Below are 17,321 nucleotides of genomic sequence, written 5' to 3'. Positions count from 1 at the left end.
ATGAACCTGACCGCCTGCGCCGGAGTGATCTGATGAAACACAATATCCCTTTGGGCATGCTTGGCACCGTGGTTCTGGCCATGACGCTGATCGTGATTGGCGATACCGCCGGCAAGGCGCTGACGGTCTCTGGCGCCAGCCCCTTCTTTGTTGCCTGGTCTCGCTTTACCGTGGCGGCGGTGGTGCTGTTGCCCTTTGCCGGTCTGCGCAGCGCTGAGCTGCGCGGCTTTCTGGACTGGCGGATTATTCTGCGGTCGGTGCTGATTGCAACGGGGATCCTGTGCATCCTCACCGCGTTGCGGACCGAACCCATCGCCAATGTCTTTGGCGGCTTCTTTGTTGGGCCCATAGTGGCCTTTGCGCTCTCGGCGCTGTTGCTGAAAGAAAAGGCGGATCCGGGCCGGGTGGCGCTGTTGCTGGTCAGTTTTGTCGGTGTGCTTTTGGTGGTGAAGCCTGGGTTTGGGATGCAGATCGGTATGGGGTTTGCCCTGTTGGCGGGCTGCTTTCATGGCTCTTACCTGGTGGCGACGCGCAGCCTGGCCGGGCGGTATCGGCCTAAGTTTCTGCTGATCTCCCAACTGATCATTGGCTCTGTGGTGCTGTTGCCCTTTAGCTATGATGAGATGCCGCAAAGCATTGATATCACAGGGGGGAGCCTGATCCTTATCAGTGCGTTGGGATCTGCGGCGGGAAATTTTCTGTTGGTGATGGTCAACCGCACCACCCCCGCCAATGTGGTGGCCCCCTTGATCTACAGCCAGCTTTTGGCGGCAACGGTTCTAGGGGTGCTTGTGTTTGGCACCTGGCCTGATGGGCTGGCGCTTTTGGGGTTGGGGGTGATTGTCCTCTCCGGGCTGTCCTCGCTTTGGCTGGCGGGGCGTCGCATGCCCCAGGTCTAGCCTTTTGGGAGCAGCAAACCGGGGAACATCAGGCTGAACAGCGCGCGTGTCAGGATTTGCGCAGCAGATAGATGTCCATGATCCAGCCGTGATCGGCGCGGGCCTGGGCGCGGGTTTGAATGATCTGCTCGGCGGTCTCAGCCAAGGGGCCAGACAGGCTGATCTGGTTTTCCATGCCGGCATAGGCCGACCACCAGATATTCACCCCAGTGGGGTCGATGGCTTGAAACGAGCATTCCCCATCCAGCATGATCACCAGGGTATCAGCGCTTTCAGGCCAGCCGTTTTCCCGCAGCTGGCGCCCGGTGGTGACGGTAAAAGGCGCGCCAATCTCGTTGAGTGGAATTGCATGGGCAGCGGTCAGGGCCTGAATGGAGGTCACCCCCGGAATAACCGTAAGGCTCACCTCCTGCGTGGTTTTTAGCCGCTCGGCAATGCGCATGGTGCTGTCATAAAGCGAAGGGTCGCCCCAGACCAGAAAGCCAACCTTTGCCGCAGCCGCAGGTGCAGGCAGTTGGGCGTGAATGGTTTCAACCCAGACGCGGGCGATGGCATCATGCCAATGGTCAACCCGCGCGGTGTAATCGGCGATTGCCGGATCGCGGACAGGCAGGTCGAACTCGACGATACGGGGGCCAGAGGCGGCATCGGCAATGACCTGGGCGCAGATCTCCTGGCGCAGGGCGGCCAGATCATCTTTGCCTTTGCCCTTGTTGGGGATCAGGATCAGATCACAGGCGCGGATGGCTTCGGCGGCCTGCAGGGTCAGATGCGCTGGGTTGCCGGTACCGATGCCAATCAGGGAGAGTTCGATCATACTTCTGCTCATGTGAAGAGGCCCTGTCAAAGACAATAAAACGGGCCTGTCAAAACGGGTCTGTCAAAAAGAAACACGGCCCGGTGGGGGCCGTGTCGATGTTTGCTGATCTCTTGCTCAGGCGCGAGGCCCGATCAGGCAGCTTTGTACAGGCGCGGCGTTACCAGGCCGCTGCCTTCGAGACCGCGCAGGGCCTTGGCAGTGGCGAGAATGGCCAGATCGGCCAGAGGCTCAACCAGAACCACCAGCATATAGGCCCCACCAAAGGTCAGGACCGAGGCCATGGTTTCGGCGCCAAAGCCCTGGCCGTAGAAGACCCAGAAGGCAACCCAGGCAACAACACCAGCCTGATAGGCAACAGACAGGGCCAGGGCCTGGCTGTATTTGAGATCCACATAGGCGGTTCCGGCCGGGATGATGCGGCTTGCCAACGCGTGCAGTGCAAACAGCGGCACCAGCAGGGTGGTCAGGTTGACAAAATACATCGGCAGATCGGTGGGCGCAAAGAACGCGCCTTGCACCAGCAGGCCAAGGGCCAGACCAAAGGCAGCAGGCGCCGCACCCAAGATCAGGAACAGGGTCGAGCCAAGGATGAAGTGCACCTCAGAGACGCCAACCGGGAAATGGGGCAGCACTTCAAAGAACAGGAAGACACCCAGCGCGGCAATCGCCGACCGGCCCGCGTAGGAGGCAATGCCACTGCTGCGCAGATCGCTGAAGGTTTCTTTGGCGGCATAGGCCACTGCACCGGCAGCTGTGCCATAGGCGAGGGTCATTTTTGCAGCGTCGACGACGCCGGGTTCGATATGCATAATTCTGTCTCCCTGTCGCCTCCCCGGCGACATGTGTACGGTTCGCAGTTAAGCCAGCCACTACTGGCCAGCACGAGATGGCAGGTCTCCTGACTCGCGGGTCTGGGCCTGGCCGGGGCCTTCCCAATCTGATAATCAGATCAGTGGCTTTTCCCGGTGGCTCACCGCTCACAGTTGCGGGGGCAGTTTCGGATTTGGCGCCTTTTGGCTACACCACACCGAATTCCCTTTTCATCCAGAAGCCTTGGGCGTCTTTGGAACCATCAATAGATTACAGGTCTCACGTTTCAGCTCGTTCTGTCAATCGGGCAGCAGCGGCAGTCATGGTCCAAAAGCGGCATAATTGCAGCCTTTACCCTGATTTGCAGCGTGCAGCCCGGTGCAGAGATTCGGCGGGCTTAGGGCGTTTCAGCTGACGTGACCTCTGGCAGGTCACTATCTGCCAGCGGGCCATAAAGGATCAGCACCGGCGCCGTTGTCTGCATCTGTCGCAATACCTGCGGCAATTCCCCAACGGTATGACAGCTGAGCTCTTGCTGGGGCGTCGACACACCCAGGGCCACCAGAGCATGGGTCTCAGGCGGCAGGCCGGCCTCAATCAGCTTTTCCGCCAGGGCGGCAAAGGTGCGTTTGCCCATATAGACAACCGTGGTGGCATCCGGGTCGGCCAGGGCCGCCATGTTAAGGCTATCCGGCAGCCCACCAGTGACGTCATGGCCGGTGATGAACTGCATGCGGCGCGCGGTCAGCCGCCGGGTCAGTGGGATATTGGCCGCTGCCGCTGCGGCGGAGGCTGCGGTGACACCGGGGACGATCTCAAACGGAATATTTGCGCCGCGCAGAGCCGCGATCTCTTCTTCCAAGCGGCCAAAGACGCCGCTGTCGCCGGATTTCAGCCGCACCACTTTGAGGCCGCTTTTGGCGTAGTCCACCAGCAGTTGGCTGACGTGGTCCTGCTTGGGCGAGGGGCGTCCGGCGCGTTTGCCCACGCCCACCAGATCGGCCTCTGGGTTGGCATGGGTCAGGATTGGCCCGGCGGAAAGATCGTCAAACAGCACCGCATCTGCGGTTTCCAGTCTCTTGACCGCCTTGACGGTCAGCAGCTCCGGGTCGCCGGGGCCGGAGGACACAAAACTGACAAAGCCGCTCATGCGCCTTCTCCGGTGATCAGATGGAAAAAGGTTCCGGTGACATGACCCTTGATGGATCCGGTTTCGGGCACCGGGTTGCCGTCGGCATCCATCACATGGGCCAGCGGCGCGTCGGGTTCATCCAGAATGGTGGAATAGTGGAACTCATGGCCGCGCAGGGCGGCGCCTGTTGCAAAACCCGGCATCGGCGCCTGCAGCTCGGCGCGGCGATAGCCCAAATGGAATTTGCGTTTCTCATAAGAGGTGACCAGCCCCAGCAGCCCGGCCATCTGGTGGCGGTTGCCCTCTTTGTCGATCAGCGCCGCGCCGAGCGCCATATAGCCCCCACATTCGCCATGTACTGGCTTGGTCTCGGCATGTTTGCGCAGGCCCGCGCGGAAGGTCTCGGCGGCGGCCAGGGTGCCGCCATGTAGTTCCGGGTAGCCGCCGGGCAGCCAGACCAGATCGGCGTCCTGGGCCGGGGCCTCATCCGCGAGGGGTGAAAACGGCAGGATTTCAGCGCCAGCAGCACGCCATCCGGTCAGAAGATGTGGATAGGTAAAGGAAAACGCCGCATCCCGGGCCAGGGCGATGCGCTGCGCCGGAGGCTTTGGCAGCGTGCTGGGGGCGGGTGCGGCGGCGCCCATAGCGGCTGCTTTGATGGCGTCCAGATCCACATGATCGCGCAGGAATGTGGCATAGCCAGCAATGGCGGCTTCAAGATCGGGGTGTTCCACTGCCTGAATAAGGCCCAGGTGGCGTTCGGGCAGGGCCAGATCGCCGCGCCGGGGCAGCGACCCCAGAACCTTGACCCCGGCGCGCTCCATCCCCAGCCGGGTCAGGCGTTCGTGGCGGGGGCTGGCGACCCGGTTCAGGATCACCCCGGCAAAGGGCACCTCGGGGTCATAGGATTTGAACCCCAAAGCGGTGGCAGCAGCGGATTGCGCTTGGCCGCCCACGTCAATCACCAGCACCACCGGCCAGCCCATGCGTTTGGCGGTTTCCGCCGAGGAGCCAAAGCCGCTTTGCCCGCGGGTGGCAACCCCGTCAAACAGCCCCATCGAGCCTTCGCCGATGCAGATCTCAGCCCCTGTTGCCTGTCCGGCAACGGCATCCAGCAGTCCGGGATCCATCGCCCAGGTGTCCAGGTTAAAACTGGGGCGCTTGGCAGCGGCAAAGTGAAAGGCCGGGTCGATATAGTCGGGGCCGCTCTTATAGGGCTGTACCGCCAGGCCATCTTCGGCCAGGGCGCGCAGCAGGCCCAGCATCACCGTGGTTTTGCCGGTGCCTGAGGCCGGCGCGGAGATCATCAGGCCTTTGGGGAAATCAGTCATCACCTTCGCTCCAGTTGGCCCATTGGCTATCGGCGCTTTGTGGCCGGTAGCGGCGGTCGTAATCTTGCGCGTAAAGGCAGCTTTCGTCAAAATCTTCATTGCCAAGCGCTGGTCCGACCAGAATCAGCGCGGTACGCCCGCGCATCCCGTCCGTCGCTTCTTCTAGGGTGCCAAGCGTTGCCTTGACCACCTTTTGATCCGGCCAGGTGGCGCGCCAGACCACGGCCACCGGGCACTCGGCGCCATAGCTGGGCGTCAGCCGGGCAATCACATCCTCCAGCACATGCACCGAGAGGTGAATGGCCAGGGTTGCCCCGGTGCGGGCAAAGTTCTCCAGCGTTTCGCCTTCGGGCATCGCCGAAGCCTTGCCAGAGGTTCGCGTCAGCACCAGCGATTGTGCCACACCGGGCAGGGTCAGCTCTGATCCCAGCGCCGCCGCCGCCGCCGCAAAGGCGGGCACGCCGGGGGTGATGTCATAGGGAATGCCCAGTGCGCGCAAGCGGCGCAGCTGCTCGCCCAGGGCGGACCAGACCGACAGATCGCCGGAATGCAGCCGGGCGATATCGTGACCCGCCGCGTGGGCCTCTTTGATATGGGCGATGATCTCATCCAGTGACAGGGCTGCGGTGTTGATCACCTTGGCGTCCTTGGGGCAGTGCTGCAACAGTGCCTCGGGCACCAGCGAGCCGGCATAGAGACAGACCGGGCAGGCGGCGATCAGGTCGCGCCCGCGCAGAGTGATAAGATCGGCGGCGCCGGGGCCGGCACCAATGAAATGAACGGTCATTGCTCAAGTCTTTCTGCAAGGGCCGCGGTGGCCATCCCATCCGCGGTGATAAGTCTGGGGGTGATCAGGCGGGACCGGGCCGGGCCTGGGCCTTGGCGGGCCGCCACCAGGGCGCAGGCCTCGGCAACGGAGCCGGTGCCAAATCGGGATTGTATGCGGGGCGAACAGGTCAGGGTGGGTTCGCCGGTGATGTCCTCTTCGCGCAGGGCAATCAGCGGCAGCGCCAGTTCCTGGGCAAGCTCAATCAGCGCCGGTTGCGCCGCCTTTGCCGCCAGGCTGGCCAGGGCATCGGGGCGCGCCCCTGTCAGTGCCAGCACGCTGCGCAGATCGGCCAGCGTCGCATTGGCGCGAAATCCAATTCCGGCCACTTTCATCGTGTCACGCTCCACTGAATGACGGGACGGGCACGTTGCCAGTCGCGCATCGACCCCAACGGTCCGGCCTCGGCGATTTCTGCCTTCAGCAGATGGCCACCCCATTGCGCATGGGCCTGCATCAGCAGGGTTTCGGTCTCCAGGGTGACGCCATTGGCCACCAAGCGGGTGCCCGGCGGCAGGATTTGCCAGAGGTGATCGAGCAGCGCTTGCGAACCGCCGCCGCCGATAAAGACGCAGTCGGGCAGCGCATGTCCCGTAAGCACTTCGGGGGCCTTACCCTGCATTGCCGCCATACGGTGGCTCAGGCCAAAATGCGCGGCATTGGCGCGGATGTTTTCCAGCCGCTCCCTGCGGGGCTCAAATGTGATGGCGCGGGCGCCGGGGGCTGCCAGACACCATTCAACCGAGACCGAGCCAGAGCCGCCGCCGATATCCCACAGCAGCTCGCCTTTGCGCGGTGCCAGCGCCGACAGGGTCAGGGCGCGGATGGGGCGTTTGGTGATCTGGCCATCGCTCACGAAATGCGAATCCGCCAGCCCCGCAGCCTGCGGTAGCCCGGGCCGCATGGCCTCGATGGCCATAAGGACCGGAGCCCCCCCTTGCGGTAGATCCCAGTCCTGAGCAAGGGCATGCTGCAGTTGTTCCTTGGGGCCGCCAAGCCGTTCCATCACATGCAGCTTTGCATCTGGTTGCCCGTTTTCAACCAGCCAGCTGGCCAGTTCAGCCGGGGCCGCGCCGTCGCGCAGGGTGCAGATCACCCGTGTGCCCCGGCCCAAGAGCGGCAGGAGCTTGGCATAAGGCGCTGCATGCAGCCCAAGGCAGAGGGTGTCTTCCAGTTTCCAGCCCAGACGGTTAGCCGCCAGGGCAAAGCAGGAGGGCACCGGGTAAGAAACCCATTCCTCTGCTGCCAGATCCTTCATCAAAGAGCCCCCGGCGCCGTGCCAGAAGGGATCGCCCGAGGCAAGCACCACCACTGGGCTGCCGCGCAGTTCCAACACGGGCTGAGTGGAAAAGGGCACCGGCCAGGGCCGTGCTTTGGTCCCGGCATTCACCAAGTCCAGATGACGTGGCCCGCCAAAAATGACTTCCGCCGCCTGCAATGCATTCCGGCTTGCTTCCGAGAGGCCTGCCAGTCCATCCTCACCAAGACCAATCACCGTCAGCCACGGCGGGGCAATAGATGCGACAACAGGATCAGACATGACACGTACCCTTGTGTTGGGCGGCACCACAGAGGCCAGCAAACTGGCCAAAGCCCTGGCTGAGGCGGGCATGGATGCGGTGTTTTCCTACGCTGGCCGCACTGCCAACCCGGTGGCGCAGCCCCTGCCCCTGCGGGTGGGTGGCTTTGGCGGCGTTGACGGGCTGCTGCGCTACCTCAGAGAGGAGGAGATCAGTCATGTGGTGGATGCCACCCATCCCTTTGCCGCCCAGATGAGCCGCAATGTGGTGCAGGCCTGCGCCGAAGCGAACCTGCCGCTCTGTGCCTATGAGCGTCCGCCCTGGCGCCCGGCGGCGGGGGATAACTGGATCCATGTTGGCGATATGGACGCAGCGGTGCAGGCGCTGCCGGAGAGGCCGGCGCGGGTGTTCCTGGCGATTGGCAAACAGAACCTGGCGGACTTTGCCGCCAAGCCGCAGCATCACTATCTGTTGCGTCTGGTGGACGCGCCCGAGGCGGAGCTGCCGCTGCCCAATTGCAGCGTCGAGATCGCCCGTGGTCCCTTTGATGAGGCCGGGGATCTGGCCCTGATGCAGCATCATGGCATCACTCATGTAGTGTCGAAAAATGCCGGCGGACGGGGCGCCTCGGCCAAACTTGCCGCCGCGCGCGCCTTCGCCCTGCCGATCATCATGATCGACAGACCTCAGGTGCCGCCCCGTATGACCTACGGGGATGTGGCAGAAGTGTTGGCCTGGCTGTTTCATACCCCTGATCAGCCCGCGTCGGGCGCATAGCGCGGGGTGTAGACATGGGTACCGACGCGGCGGGTGTCCTTGTTGCCGACAATCACCACGGTGCGCATATCCGCCATCTCAGGTGTCGCCTCGTTGAGGGTCACGGTGGTGATGGTTTCATCGGGTTTGGAGACATCGCGGGCAAAGGAAATCAGCGTCTCACCGCCACAGGCCTCACGCAGGATTTCCAGCGCACGGGCAAATTGATGGGGCCGCGATTTTGAACGGGGATTGTAAAACCCCATGGCAAAGCCCGCCTCGCCCGCCAGACGCAGGCGTTTTTCAATCAGGCTCCAGGGTTTCAGATTGTCGCTGAGGTTGATGGCGGCAAAATCATGCCCCATAGGGGCGCCAATCCGGGCCGATGCTGCCAGCATTGCGGTGATACCGGGCAAGACCTGAATGTCCAGATCCAGCCAGGCGGGCTTATTTGCCGCCTCCAGCGCCTCAAACACGGCAGAGGCCATGGCAAAGACGCCGGGATCACCCGAGGAGACCACCGCCACGCGCTTGCCGCTTGCCGCCATCTCCAGCGCATGGGTGGCACGCTCGATTTCGACCCGGTTGTCGGTGGCATGCAGGGTCAGGCCGGGGCGTTCGGGGATGCGTTTGACATAGGGAATGTAGCCGACAATATCCGTGGCCTCAGCGATCACGCCTTGGACCTGGGTTGTCACCATGGTTTCATCGCCAGGACCCAGCCCGACAATTTTCACCCAGCCTGTTTTTGTCCGGTCGGTTGATGCTGTTTCTGTCATGGTCGGCGCCCCTGTCCATGCACCAGCACAATCGAGAAATAAGGCACCTCTCCCTCGATCTCAGAGAGTTTCTGCACCGTCTGGCTGGGCATGGTGCCCCGTTCCACCAGCCAGGCCTCTTGTGTTTTGCCTGCAGCCTGCAGCGCCCGGCGCAGTTTTGGCAGGTTGCGGCCAATCTTCATCACCACCAGCGCATCCGTCTCCTGGATGCGGCGGGTGAGCTCCGCCTCGGACAGGGTGGCCATGGCCACGGTCAAGACGTCATCGCCCCAGGTGATGGGCTGGCCGGTGGCTGTCCAGCAGCCGGACATGCCGGTGATGCCGGGAATTATTTCCTGCGCCGCGCGGCCCTGGAGCCGGGTGTAGAGATGCATGTAGGAGCCATAAAAGAACGGGTCGCCTTCGCAGAGCACCACGACATTCTCTGTTTTGGCAATCTCGGCCAGGGTATCGGCCCAGCTATCATAGAAGGCAGCCATCATTCGGTTGTATTCGGGGTCTGAAAAATGGATCTCGGTGGTGACCGGGTATTCCATTGCGTGTTCAATGACACCCTCGGGCAACAGGCCCTCGACCAGGCTGCGGGCCTGACCCTTGCGGCCTTCCTTGCGGAAATAGGCCACATGGCGGGCGCCTTGAATGGCGCGCCAGGATTTGACGCTCATCAATTCGGGATCGCCCGGCCCCAGGCCGGCACAGATGACTTTGCCCGCGGTTTCGCTGGTCATGGTCACTCTTTCCAACTGGCCAGGGCGTTGACGGCCGCCACGGTAATGGCGGAGCCGCCCAGGCGACCTTTGACGATCATCGCGGGCACTGGCAGGTCCTGCATCAGGGCCTCTTTGGATTCCATGGCGCCGACAAAGCCAACCGGGCAGCCGATGATGGCGGCGGGGCGCGGGCAGGCGGGGTCTTTGAGCATGTTCAGCAGGTGAAACAGCGCCGTGGGGGCATTGCCGATGGCCACAACCGCACCGTCGAGCTTGGGGCGCCAGAGCTCCAGCGCCGCGGCGGAGCGGGTATTGCCCATCTCCTTGGCCATCCCAGGCACCTTGGGGTCGCGCAGGGTGCAGATGACCTCATTGTTGGCGGCAAGCCGTGGACGGGTGATACCTTCGCTGACCATATGCGCATCGCACAGGATCGGTGCACCGGCGGCGAGGGCAGCGCGGGCGGTTTCAGCCATGCCGGGAGAAAAGCGGATGTGGTCTTCCAGACCAACCATGCCAGCGGCGTGGATCATGCGCACCGCAACGCTTTCCTCATCCTTGTTGAACCGGACGAGGTCCGCCTCGGCGCGGATGGTGGCAAAGCTTTCAGCGTAGATTGCAGCGCCGTTGGTCTCATAGGTGTGGAGCATGTTAGCTGCCCTCTGTCAGAATTTTTGGCGCAGCACGGAGTGCACTGGCACTAAGGGTTTTTATGGATGGCTGATCAGTGGCCTTGCCATGGTGGATCAGATCGAAGGTATCGGTGGCCGTGGCGGTAAGCGTTAGGGGGGCCGGGCCGGGATGGGCACAGCCCTTGGCGCAGCCGGAGATGTGCAAGACCTGCCCCTTTGGCACAAAGGGCGCCAGATCCCGGGCCAGATCGCGGGTGGGCGAAAGCGCCTGCAGGCAACCGGGCGCTCCGGTGCAAACACGCACCTGCAGGCGGGGATCTGTTGCATCAAGGATCACACCGGGCAGGGTGGCAAGCTCGGGGGCACCTTCGACCAGGATCATTCGCCAGGGGGTCAAACGCAGGGGACCATGGTCGGCCAGCCTGGCAAAGGCCTCTGCCGTGATCTGGCCGAATTCCAAGGCCACAAGCGGGCCGAAGGCGGTCATGCCCGGGCTTGGATCGGGGGCGCTGGAGCTGCGCGGAGAGGAATGTGAAGCGGGTGCTGCGCGGCGCGCAATCAGGGCTTGCATCCTGCCACGTCCCATCGACGCGCCGCCTTGGTCCAGGAACCAGCGGGCCAGATCAAGGGCGGCTTCGGCTGCGGTCTCGACCTCCATGGGGCAGCCTGTCTGCGCTCCATCCGCGACAACGAGGAGCTTGTCGCCGCTGCGCTCGATCCGGATATCTGCGGCACAGCTTTGCAGCTGGGGCTTTGGCCCTGCATCCACTACAAAGCCAAATTTGCCGGGCAGCACCAGATCTTCTGCCGCTTTTAATGCACGTTCCAGACTGCGGGCAATGGTGTGACTGGCATCGCCGGGCTGCCAAAAGGGAGATAGCAAAATATTGCGGCGGCTTTCTGTTGCGGCGTCCTGATCCAGAAGACCCATGTCCTGAAGGCCCGCGATCACGGCAGCATGGCTGTGGTCTGAGATCCCGCGCAGTTGCAGGTTGGCCCGCGCCGAGAGATCAATCAGTCCATTACCATGTTGCTGCGACAAACCGGCAATCGCCTTTGCCTGCGCCTGGCTCAACCGGCCCAGAGGCGCGCGGATGCGCACAACCAACCCGTCGCCGGACATCATCGGGCGCAGGGCACCTGGGCACCAGCCATAGACTTTGGGAGCGGGAGAGGAGCTGCTACGGCTCATGCGGCGCCCTCCAGCGTGGCGATAATCGAGTTGCGCCGGGTAGCCCAGAGGCCGGCTTCTGCCAGGGCGCGAAAGCGATCGCGCATGGCCTGCAGCGCCGCCGGGTTTTCCGCCTGCATGAATTCCACCAGATCTTCGCGGCCCAGGGTTGCCTCAAAGTAGAGATCAAACAGATGGGCGGGCACCACCTGGGCCAGATGGGCAAAGGCGGCCATGTGATCCAATGTGGCGGCAATTTCTGCACCGCCGCGAAAGCCATGGCGCATCATGGAGCTGGCCCAATCCGGGTTGCTGGCGCGGGCGCGGGTCACCCGGGCGATTTCTTCCCCCAATGAGCGCGCCTGAGGACGGTCTGGGCGGGTTGCATCCATGTGGTACAGGGCCGGAGCTGGTGAGCCCAGCCGCGCCATGGCCGCCGCAAAACCTGCCTCATGGGCGGCATAGTCCGAAGCCACCAAAAGATCGGTTTCTGGCAGATCCTGCAGATGCACAAAGCTGTCGGCGGTTTTCAGGCGCTCCTCCAGTGCCGAGCGGGCCTCGGAGATGTCGCCCTTGGCGTCGATGGCATGGGAGGAGGCGCTCAGCCAGGCCTCGCCCGCTGCGGCGCGCGATGAGTCGCTGTAGCTGTCGATATGGGGCCCCATGGAGAGGCCGTATTGACCCGGTTTTGGCCCAAAGACCCGCGGGGACTGCGACAGATAGGGATTGTCTGTCTTGCTTTCTTCGCGCGCAGCCAGCGCTGCTGCTGCGGCTTCGAACATCTGCGCCAGACCTGGAAAGACATCACGGAACAGGCCCGAGACCCGTAGGGTCACGTCGATACGCGGGCGGCCCAGCATCGAGAGCGGCAGCACTTCGAAGCCCGAGACCCGCTCGGAATCCTTGTCCCATTGCGGTGCCAGACCAGCCAGATGCAGGGCCATGGCAAATTCTTCTCCGGCGGTGCGCATGGTGGCAGAGCCCCAGAGGTCAATCACCAGCCCCTGCGGCCAGTCGCCATGGTCCTGAAGGTGGCGGCGCAGCAGCTCTTCCGCCAGCTTGACCCCCTGCGCATGCGCCGCCCGTGACGGCACCGAGCGTGGGTCGGTGGTAAAGAGGTTGCGCCCGGTGGGCAGCACATCAGAGCGGCCGCGAAACGGCGAGCCAGACGGACCGGGGGGCACCATCCTGCCCGCCAGAGCCGCCACAAGCCCGGCGCGTTCTTCGCTGCCACAATCGCCCGCGCCAAAGATATGCAGCCCCTCGCCATATTGGCTTTCCTTGATGTCGCAGACAAAGGCATCAATTCTGGTGATTGCCTCGGCGGCGGAACAGTCAGGGGTGAGGCCCAGATCAGCCTCGACGCCGGTGCCCTGGGCCTCGGCGCGGATGTCCTCTAGCAGCCGGTCACGTCGGGCCGGGTCCAGCCCATCAGCGGTGGAGTATTCATCCAGCAGGTGTTCCAGCCGGGCCATGCCCTCGGGCAGGCTGCTCCGAGCCAGGGGCGGCGGCAGGTGGCCAAGGGTCACGGCGCCAATGCGGCGCTTGGCCTGCGCCGCCTCGCCGGGATCGTTGACAATAAAGGGATAGGCCACCGGCAGGTCGCCTGTCAGCGCCTCGGGCCAGCAGCTGTCGGACAGCGCCACGGATTTGCCGGGCAGCCATTCCAGCGTGCCATGGGCGCCGATATGGACCAGGGCGTCGCTGCGCTGGCGCAGCCAGAGATAGAAGGCGACATAGGCATGGCGCGGGGTGCGCTCCAGATCGTGGTAATCCTCGACGCGGGCCTGTACCTCGCCCCGTTCTGGCTGCAGCGCGATCAGCGCCTTGCCGGCCTGGATTGCCTTGAAATGAAAGGCGCCGTCGCGACAGTCCGGGTCGTCCTCAGGCGCGCCCCAGGCGGCGGTCAGGGTCTGGCGCAGCGCTTCAGGGAGCGTTTCCAGAGCCGTCACATAGTCGGCCAGGGAATAGCTAAGGGTTTGCGACCCCAGCCGTTGACCAAGATCCTTCTGGGGCGTGATGTCATAGCCCTGGGCGGCGAGCTCGGTTGTGATTTCGCTACAGGAGGCCAGGGCGTCCAGCCCCACGGCATGGGCCAGGTTATGGGCCTTGCCGGGGTAGGTCGACAGGATCAGGCAGGGCCGTTTTTGTTCATTGGGCAGGGTGGCGAGGCGCAGCCAGCCCTCCACCCGGTCGATGACAGCGGCAATGCGATCGGGCACGGGACGATGGGCAAACCGCGAGTATTGCAGCGCTGGGTCCTGCTTGCCGGGAGATTTGAAACTGATCACCCCGGCAAGGATGCGCCCGTCTACTTCGGGCAGCACCACATGCATGGCCAGATCGGCGGGCGACAACCCGCGGGCTGCCTCTGACCAGTCCTTTTTGCGGGCCGTCGACAGCGCCACCTGAAACACCGGGCAGCCACTGGTATTGAGCGGCGAGGCGCTGCCATCGCTGCCCTGGGCCGAAAAGGCGGTGGCGTTGATGATGGCGGCAGGGTCCAAAGCAGGCAGCGCATCACGCAGCCAGTTTGCCGTGTCAGGAGATTTGAGGCTGGCGGCAAAGACCCCATAGGCGGCATAACCACGGGCGCGCAGCTCGGCAATCAGTGCATCCACCGGAGCAGTATCCGCCGCCGTCAGATAGGAACGGTAAAAGCTGACCAGAACCAAAGGTTTGTCGGTTCGGGTGGGGATGGGAATGACGCCTTTTTCGGGGTCATAGAATCCATACTCAGGCGTGGATTTGAGCCCCAGGACCGGTCCGGCATAAAGCCCGGCTGCCAAAGAAAGCTGGGCCAGCGCTGCCTGAGCCGCCACAGCCCCGCCCGCATCACAAAGCGCCTGCAACCGACGCAGGGTTGAGACCGGCAGGGTAGAAAGTTCGTCGAGACGGGGGTCTTCGCGACCATCTGCGGGCAGCAGGGCGAGGGCGATGCCCTTGCGGCGGGCCAGATCCTGCAGAGTGGCCAGGCCATAGGGCCAATAGCTTTCGCCACCGATGAGGCGCACCAGAATACCCTTGGTGCCCTCCAGCGTTTGTTCCGCATAGGTATCCACCGACAGGGGATGTTTCAGCGCAACCAAATTGGCCAGCCGGAGGCTGGGCAGGTTTCCATTTGCGCGATGCCAGCCTGCCGCAAAAGCGCCAAGGTCACTGTCAGAGAACGACAGCACCACCAGATCCGCAGGGGTCTGCCCCAGATCCTGCGGTGTGTCGGTCTGATCCAACCCGTGGCTTTCGCGAAAGACGACATGCATCAGCTATTGCCTCGCGCAAATGGAGAAAAGTATTGGCCTGCATTCAGGCCCTGGATTGCGCCCGCGCGCACATCTGATCCAGCCCCAAGGCGGGCGTGAGCGCGCTCCCCCTGGGAGGGGCGCGATCCTTTCCGCAGCAGAGCCGGACAGATGAAGCGCAGGGCCATGGGGATCAGGCCCCCAATTCGGCGCGAATCGCAGCGCCGTCGATATTGTCGTGTTCTGCAATCACCACCAGCTGGGTGCGACGTGGCGCGTCGCCCCAGGGCTGGTCATACTGGGCCCGCAGGCGCTCGCCCACGGCCTGAACCAACATGCGCATCGGTTTTCCCTCCACCGCAACATAGCCTTTGACGCGCAGTATATTGCGGGTGCGGGCAAGTTTCACGATGGCATTTTGCAACCCTTCTGGGTCGGCGACTTCGCCCATATCGACAACAATGCTCTCAAAATCGTCGTGTTCGTGATCGTGGTGGCCATCGTGATGGCTAGGGCGAGCCTCCAGATCGTCTTCGGCGGCGGCATTCAGGCCCAGAATGATACGCGGATCAATCACCCCTTCGCTCATTGGCAGGATCGGCAGCTGGCGAGGTGCTTCGGCTTGGACGATCTTGCGGGCGGCCTCCAGACCGGCCTCGCCCGCCAAATCGGCTTTGGACAGCAAGACGATGTCGGCGCAGGAGATCTGATCCTCAAACACCTCGGAGAGTGGTGTTTCGTGGTCGAGGCTGTCGTCGGCCTCCCGTTGGGCGGCAACGGCGGCCAGATCGGGAGCAAATTGCCCGGCGGCCACGGCCTCGGCATCGGCCAGGGCAATGACACCATCCACGGTGATCCGCGAGCGGATCGCGGGCCAGTCAAAGGCCTTGAGCAGGGGTTTGGGCAGGGCCAGACCGGAGGTTTCGATCAGGATATGCTCGGGCTGTTCCGGCAGCGCCATCAGGGCCTCGATGGTGGGGATGAAATCATCCGCTACGGTGCAGCAGATGCAGCCATTGGCAAGTTCTACGATGTTGTTTTCCGGGCAGTTTTCATCGGCGCAGGACTTCAGGATGTCGCCATCGACACCGGCGGTGCCAAACTCATTGACCAGAACCGCAAGACGTTTGCCCTGGGGGTTCTGCATCAGGTGGCGGATCAGGGTGGTTTTACCCGCGCCCAAAAAGCCGGTGATAACGGTGACGGGGATCTTGTTGAGGTCGCTCATGGGGATTTAATCCTTGGAAGGCAGGGTGATCGGAGGGATGCGGGCGATGGATTGTTTGCGGAACACCTGGGGGCGCTCACGCCAGGGCACCAGCCCATCTGTCGTAGAGGCATAGGCGGCGGCGCCCGCCAGGATGTCGTCCACATGGGCGTCAGGGTCGAGATCGCCGTAGATGTAGCTCCAGCGGGCTTCTCCGCCAGTCAATACCATGGCGCAGCCGCGTTTGCAGGCCGACAGGCATTCTACACCGCGCACCGTGACACCTGCAGGCAGGCTGGCATCGGACAGGGCGGCCATCAACAGCGCGCCGGGGCGGGTGGCCTCGGGGTCGACGCCGTCGCGTTTGCAGGTGGTGCAGATGGTCAAAGTAACCTCTGCGGTATCTTCAGTGGCGGGGAGTGCCATATCTTCTGCCATCAGCGCGCGCGTCCTTTGTATGTGAGGGACCGGGGGCTGGGCCAGTGGAGAGAGGGCAGAGGGTGCACTCCCACAACCAGTCGCGACACACCCCGTCCGCTCGTTGTCTCATCCGTTGGCAGGTCTCCCGGCTTGCGGATTCCAACAGGCCAGGGCCTGTCTGCGGTGCTCTTGCCTTCCCGACGATGTGCAAAACACACGGGCCAGTGGCATCAGAGACCTCTCCGGTCACGGTCGCGGGGGCGGCTGTGCTTGAAAGCCGATACCAAAGCCAAGTATCAGCCTGTCACATTCCCTCTTCGCCTGCAATTTGCAGGAACCAACGAAAACCCCTTGCGCTATCGAGGCCTTCCTTGTCAAGACTTGGGCAAACAGCAGGAGTGAACACCGTGAGCGATACGTCCGAAACCGGCATTTCAGAAGAGGAAGCGGCACGTCACGCGTCCAAGATGGCCAAGAAGAAGGCCGCGCGTGATCGCATGATGAAAAACAAGGATGGGGAAAAGGGGCTGATCATCGTCCACACCGGCCCCGGCAAGGGTAAATCCAGCTCGGGATTCGGCATGATCATGCGCTGTATTGCCCATGGGATGCCTTCGGCGGTGGTGCAGTTCATCAAGGGCGCCTGGCAGACCGGCGAGCGCACATTGATCGAAGAGAATTTTAGCGATCTGTGCCAGTTTTACGCCATGGGCGAGGGCTTTACCTGGGAAACTCAGGACAAGGCGCGTGACATTGCTGCGGCAAAGAAGGGCTGGGAAAAGGCCAAGGAGATGATCCGCGACGAGCGCAATACCATGGTGCTGCTTGATGAGATCAACATCGCCCTGCGCTATGATTATCTGGATCTGGAAGAGGTGCTGGAATTCCTGGTGGAAGAAAAGCCCCCAATGACCCATGTGGTTTTGACCGGGCGTAATGCCAAGGAAGAACTGATCGAGATTGCCGATCTGGTCACTGAAATGGGCCAGATCAAGCACCCGTTCCGTGCTGGTGTTAAGGCGCAAAAAGGCGTGGAATTTTAAGTTCATATCAGCCCAGGGGGTGC

The 17,321-nt window shown here is 63.0% G+C and carries 17 protein-coding genes and 2 riboswitches; of the genes, 3 read left to right on the top strand and 14 right to left on the bottom strand.

Annotation, left to right across the window (positions count from 1 at the left end):
* The first annotated feature begins 32 nt into the window (after positions 1-32).
* Positions 33-899 (top strand): DMT family transporter, encoded by an 867-nt coding sequence (locus tag N1037_22315; GenBank protein ID UWS81856.1) that lies wholly within the window; start codon positions 33-35, stop codon positions 897-899.
* Between the two features lie 49 nt (positions 900-948).
* Here the strand turns inward: N1037_22315 and cobF are convergent, their stop codons facing one another.
* The 7 genes from cobF to cbiE form a co-directional block, all read right to left on the bottom strand.
* The gene (gene cobF / locus N1037_22310; GenBank protein ID UWS81855.1) at positions 949-1,716 is read right to left on the bottom strand and encodes a precorrin-6A synthase (deacetylating); all 768 of its coding nucleotides are present in this window, start codon (positions 1,714-1,716) and stop codon (positions 949-951) included.
* Positions 1,717-1,850: 134 nt separating this feature from the next.
* Complete coding sequence (locus N1037_22305) at positions 1,851-2,528, bottom strand: energy-coupling factor ABC transporter permease (GenBank protein ID UWS81854.1); 678 nt, start codon at positions 2,526-2,528, stop codon at positions 1,851-1,853.
* 61 nt (positions 2,529-2,589) lie between these two features.
* A riboswitch (cobalamin riboswitch) is annotated at positions 2,590-2,808 on the bottom strand.
* Between the two features lie 118 nt (positions 2,809-2,926).
* Positions 2,927-3,679: a uroporphyrinogen-III C-methyltransferase gene (gene cobA, locus N1037_22300; GenBank protein UWS81853.1), complete on the bottom strand. Its 753-nt coding sequence runs from the start codon at positions 3,677-3,679 to the stop codon at positions 2,927-2,929.
* The gene (locus tag N1037_22295; GenBank protein UWS81852.1) at positions 3,676-4,992 is read right to left on the bottom strand and encodes a cobyrinate a,c-diamide synthase; all 1,317 of its coding nucleotides are present in this window, start codon (positions 4,990-4,992) and stop codon (positions 3,676-3,678) included. The genes cobA and N1037_22295 overlap by 4 nt, the downstream gene beginning before the upstream one ends.
* Entirely contained in the window at positions 4,985-5,779 is a 795-nt protein-coding gene (gene cobM, locus N1037_22290) for a precorrin-4 C(11)-methyltransferase (GenBank protein UWS81851.1), read from the bottom strand. Before cobM ends, N1037_22295 begins: the two co-directional genes overlap by 8 nt.
* Positions 5,776-6,153: a cobalamin biosynthesis protein gene (locus N1037_22285; GenBank protein UWS81850.1), complete on the bottom strand. Its 378-nt coding sequence runs from the start codon at positions 6,151-6,153 to the stop codon at positions 5,776-5,778. The genes cobM and N1037_22285 overlap by 4 nt, the downstream gene beginning before the upstream one ends.
* Positions 6,150-7,358 (bottom strand): precorrin-6y C5,15-methyltransferase (decarboxylating) subunit CbiE, encoded by a 1,209-nt coding sequence (gene cbiE, locus N1037_22280; GenBank protein ID UWS81849.1) that lies wholly within the window; start codon positions 7,356-7,358, stop codon positions 6,150-6,152. The genes N1037_22285 and cbiE overlap by 4 nt, the downstream gene beginning before the upstream one ends.
* Here cbiE and N1037_22275 point away from each other — a divergent pair.
* Complete coding sequence (locus N1037_22275; protein UWS81848.1) at positions 7,357-8,115, top strand: cobalt-precorrin-6A reductase; 759 nt, start codon at positions 7,357-7,359, stop codon at positions 8,113-8,115. The two genes, cbiE and N1037_22275, sit on opposite strands and share 2 nt — an antisense overlap.
* Here N1037_22275 and cobJ read toward each other — a convergent pair.
* The 7 genes from cobJ to N1037_22240 all read right to left on the bottom strand — a co-directional run bounded on the left by cobJ (position 8,094) and on the right by N1037_22240 (position 16,273).
* Complete coding sequence (gene cobJ / locus N1037_22270; GenBank protein ID UWS81847.1) at positions 8,094-8,873, bottom strand: precorrin-3B C(17)-methyltransferase; 780 nt, start codon at positions 8,871-8,873, stop codon at positions 8,094-8,096. The genes N1037_22275 and cobJ overlap by 22 nt on opposite strands.
* Positions 8,870-9,601 carry a precorrin-2 C(20)-methyltransferase gene (locus N1037_22265; GenBank protein ID UWS81846.1) on the bottom strand — a complete coding sequence of 244 codons (732 nt, stop codon included), beginning with the start codon at positions 9,599-9,601 and terminating at the stop codon, positions 8,870-8,872. The genes cobJ and N1037_22265 overlap by 4 nt, the downstream gene beginning before the upstream one ends.
* Before the next feature lie 2 nt (positions 9,602-9,603).
* The gene (locus N1037_22260) at positions 9,604-10,233 is read right to left on the bottom strand and encodes a precorrin-8X methylmutase (protein ID UWS81845.1); all 630 of its coding nucleotides are present in this window, start codon (positions 10,231-10,233) and stop codon (positions 9,604-9,606) included.
* A gap of 1 nt (position 10,234) precedes the next feature.
* Positions 10,235-11,407, bottom strand: coding sequence for a precorrin-3B synthase (gene cobG, locus N1037_22255; protein ID UWS81844.1), 1,173 nt, complete (start codon positions 11,405-11,407; stop codon positions 10,235-10,237).
* Positions 11,404-14,649, bottom strand: coding sequence for a cobaltochelatase subunit CobN (cobN, locus tag N1037_22250; protein ID UWS81843.1), 3,246 nt, complete (start codon positions 14,647-14,649; stop codon positions 11,404-11,406). The genes cobG and cobN overlap by 4 nt, the downstream gene beginning before the upstream one ends.
* A gap of 172 nt (positions 14,650-14,821) precedes the next feature.
* Complete coding sequence (cobW, locus tag N1037_22245) at positions 14,822-15,856, bottom strand: cobalamin biosynthesis protein CobW (protein UWS81842.1); 1,035 nt, start codon at positions 15,854-15,856, stop codon at positions 14,822-14,824.
* A gap of 6 nt (positions 15,857-15,862) precedes the next feature.
* Positions 15,863-16,273 carry a DUF1636 domain-containing protein gene (locus N1037_22240; protein ID UWS81841.1) on the bottom strand — a complete coding sequence of 137 codons (411 nt, stop codon included), beginning with the start codon at positions 16,271-16,273 and terminating at the stop codon, positions 15,863-15,865.
* 99 nt (positions 16,274-16,372) lie between these two features.
* A riboswitch (cobalamin riboswitch) is annotated at positions 16,373-16,612 on the bottom strand.
* Positions 16,613-16,662: 50 nt separating this feature from the next.
* Here N1037_22240 and cobO point away from each other — a divergent pair.
* Positions 16,663-17,298, top strand: coding sequence for a cob(I)yrinic acid a,c-diamide adenosyltransferase (cobO, locus tag N1037_22235; GenBank protein ID UWS81840.1), 636 nt, complete (start codon positions 16,663-16,665; stop codon positions 17,296-17,298).
* Positions 17,299-17,321 lie beyond the last annotated feature (23 nt).

It is taken from the genome of Phaeobacter sp. G2 (assembly GCA_025163595.1).
In the GTDB taxonomy this organism is placed as follows: Bacteria; Pseudomonadota; Alphaproteobacteria; order Rhodobacterales; family Rhodobacteraceae; genus Pseudophaeobacter.
This window is presented reverse-complemented; position numbering and strand designations above follow the sequence as displayed.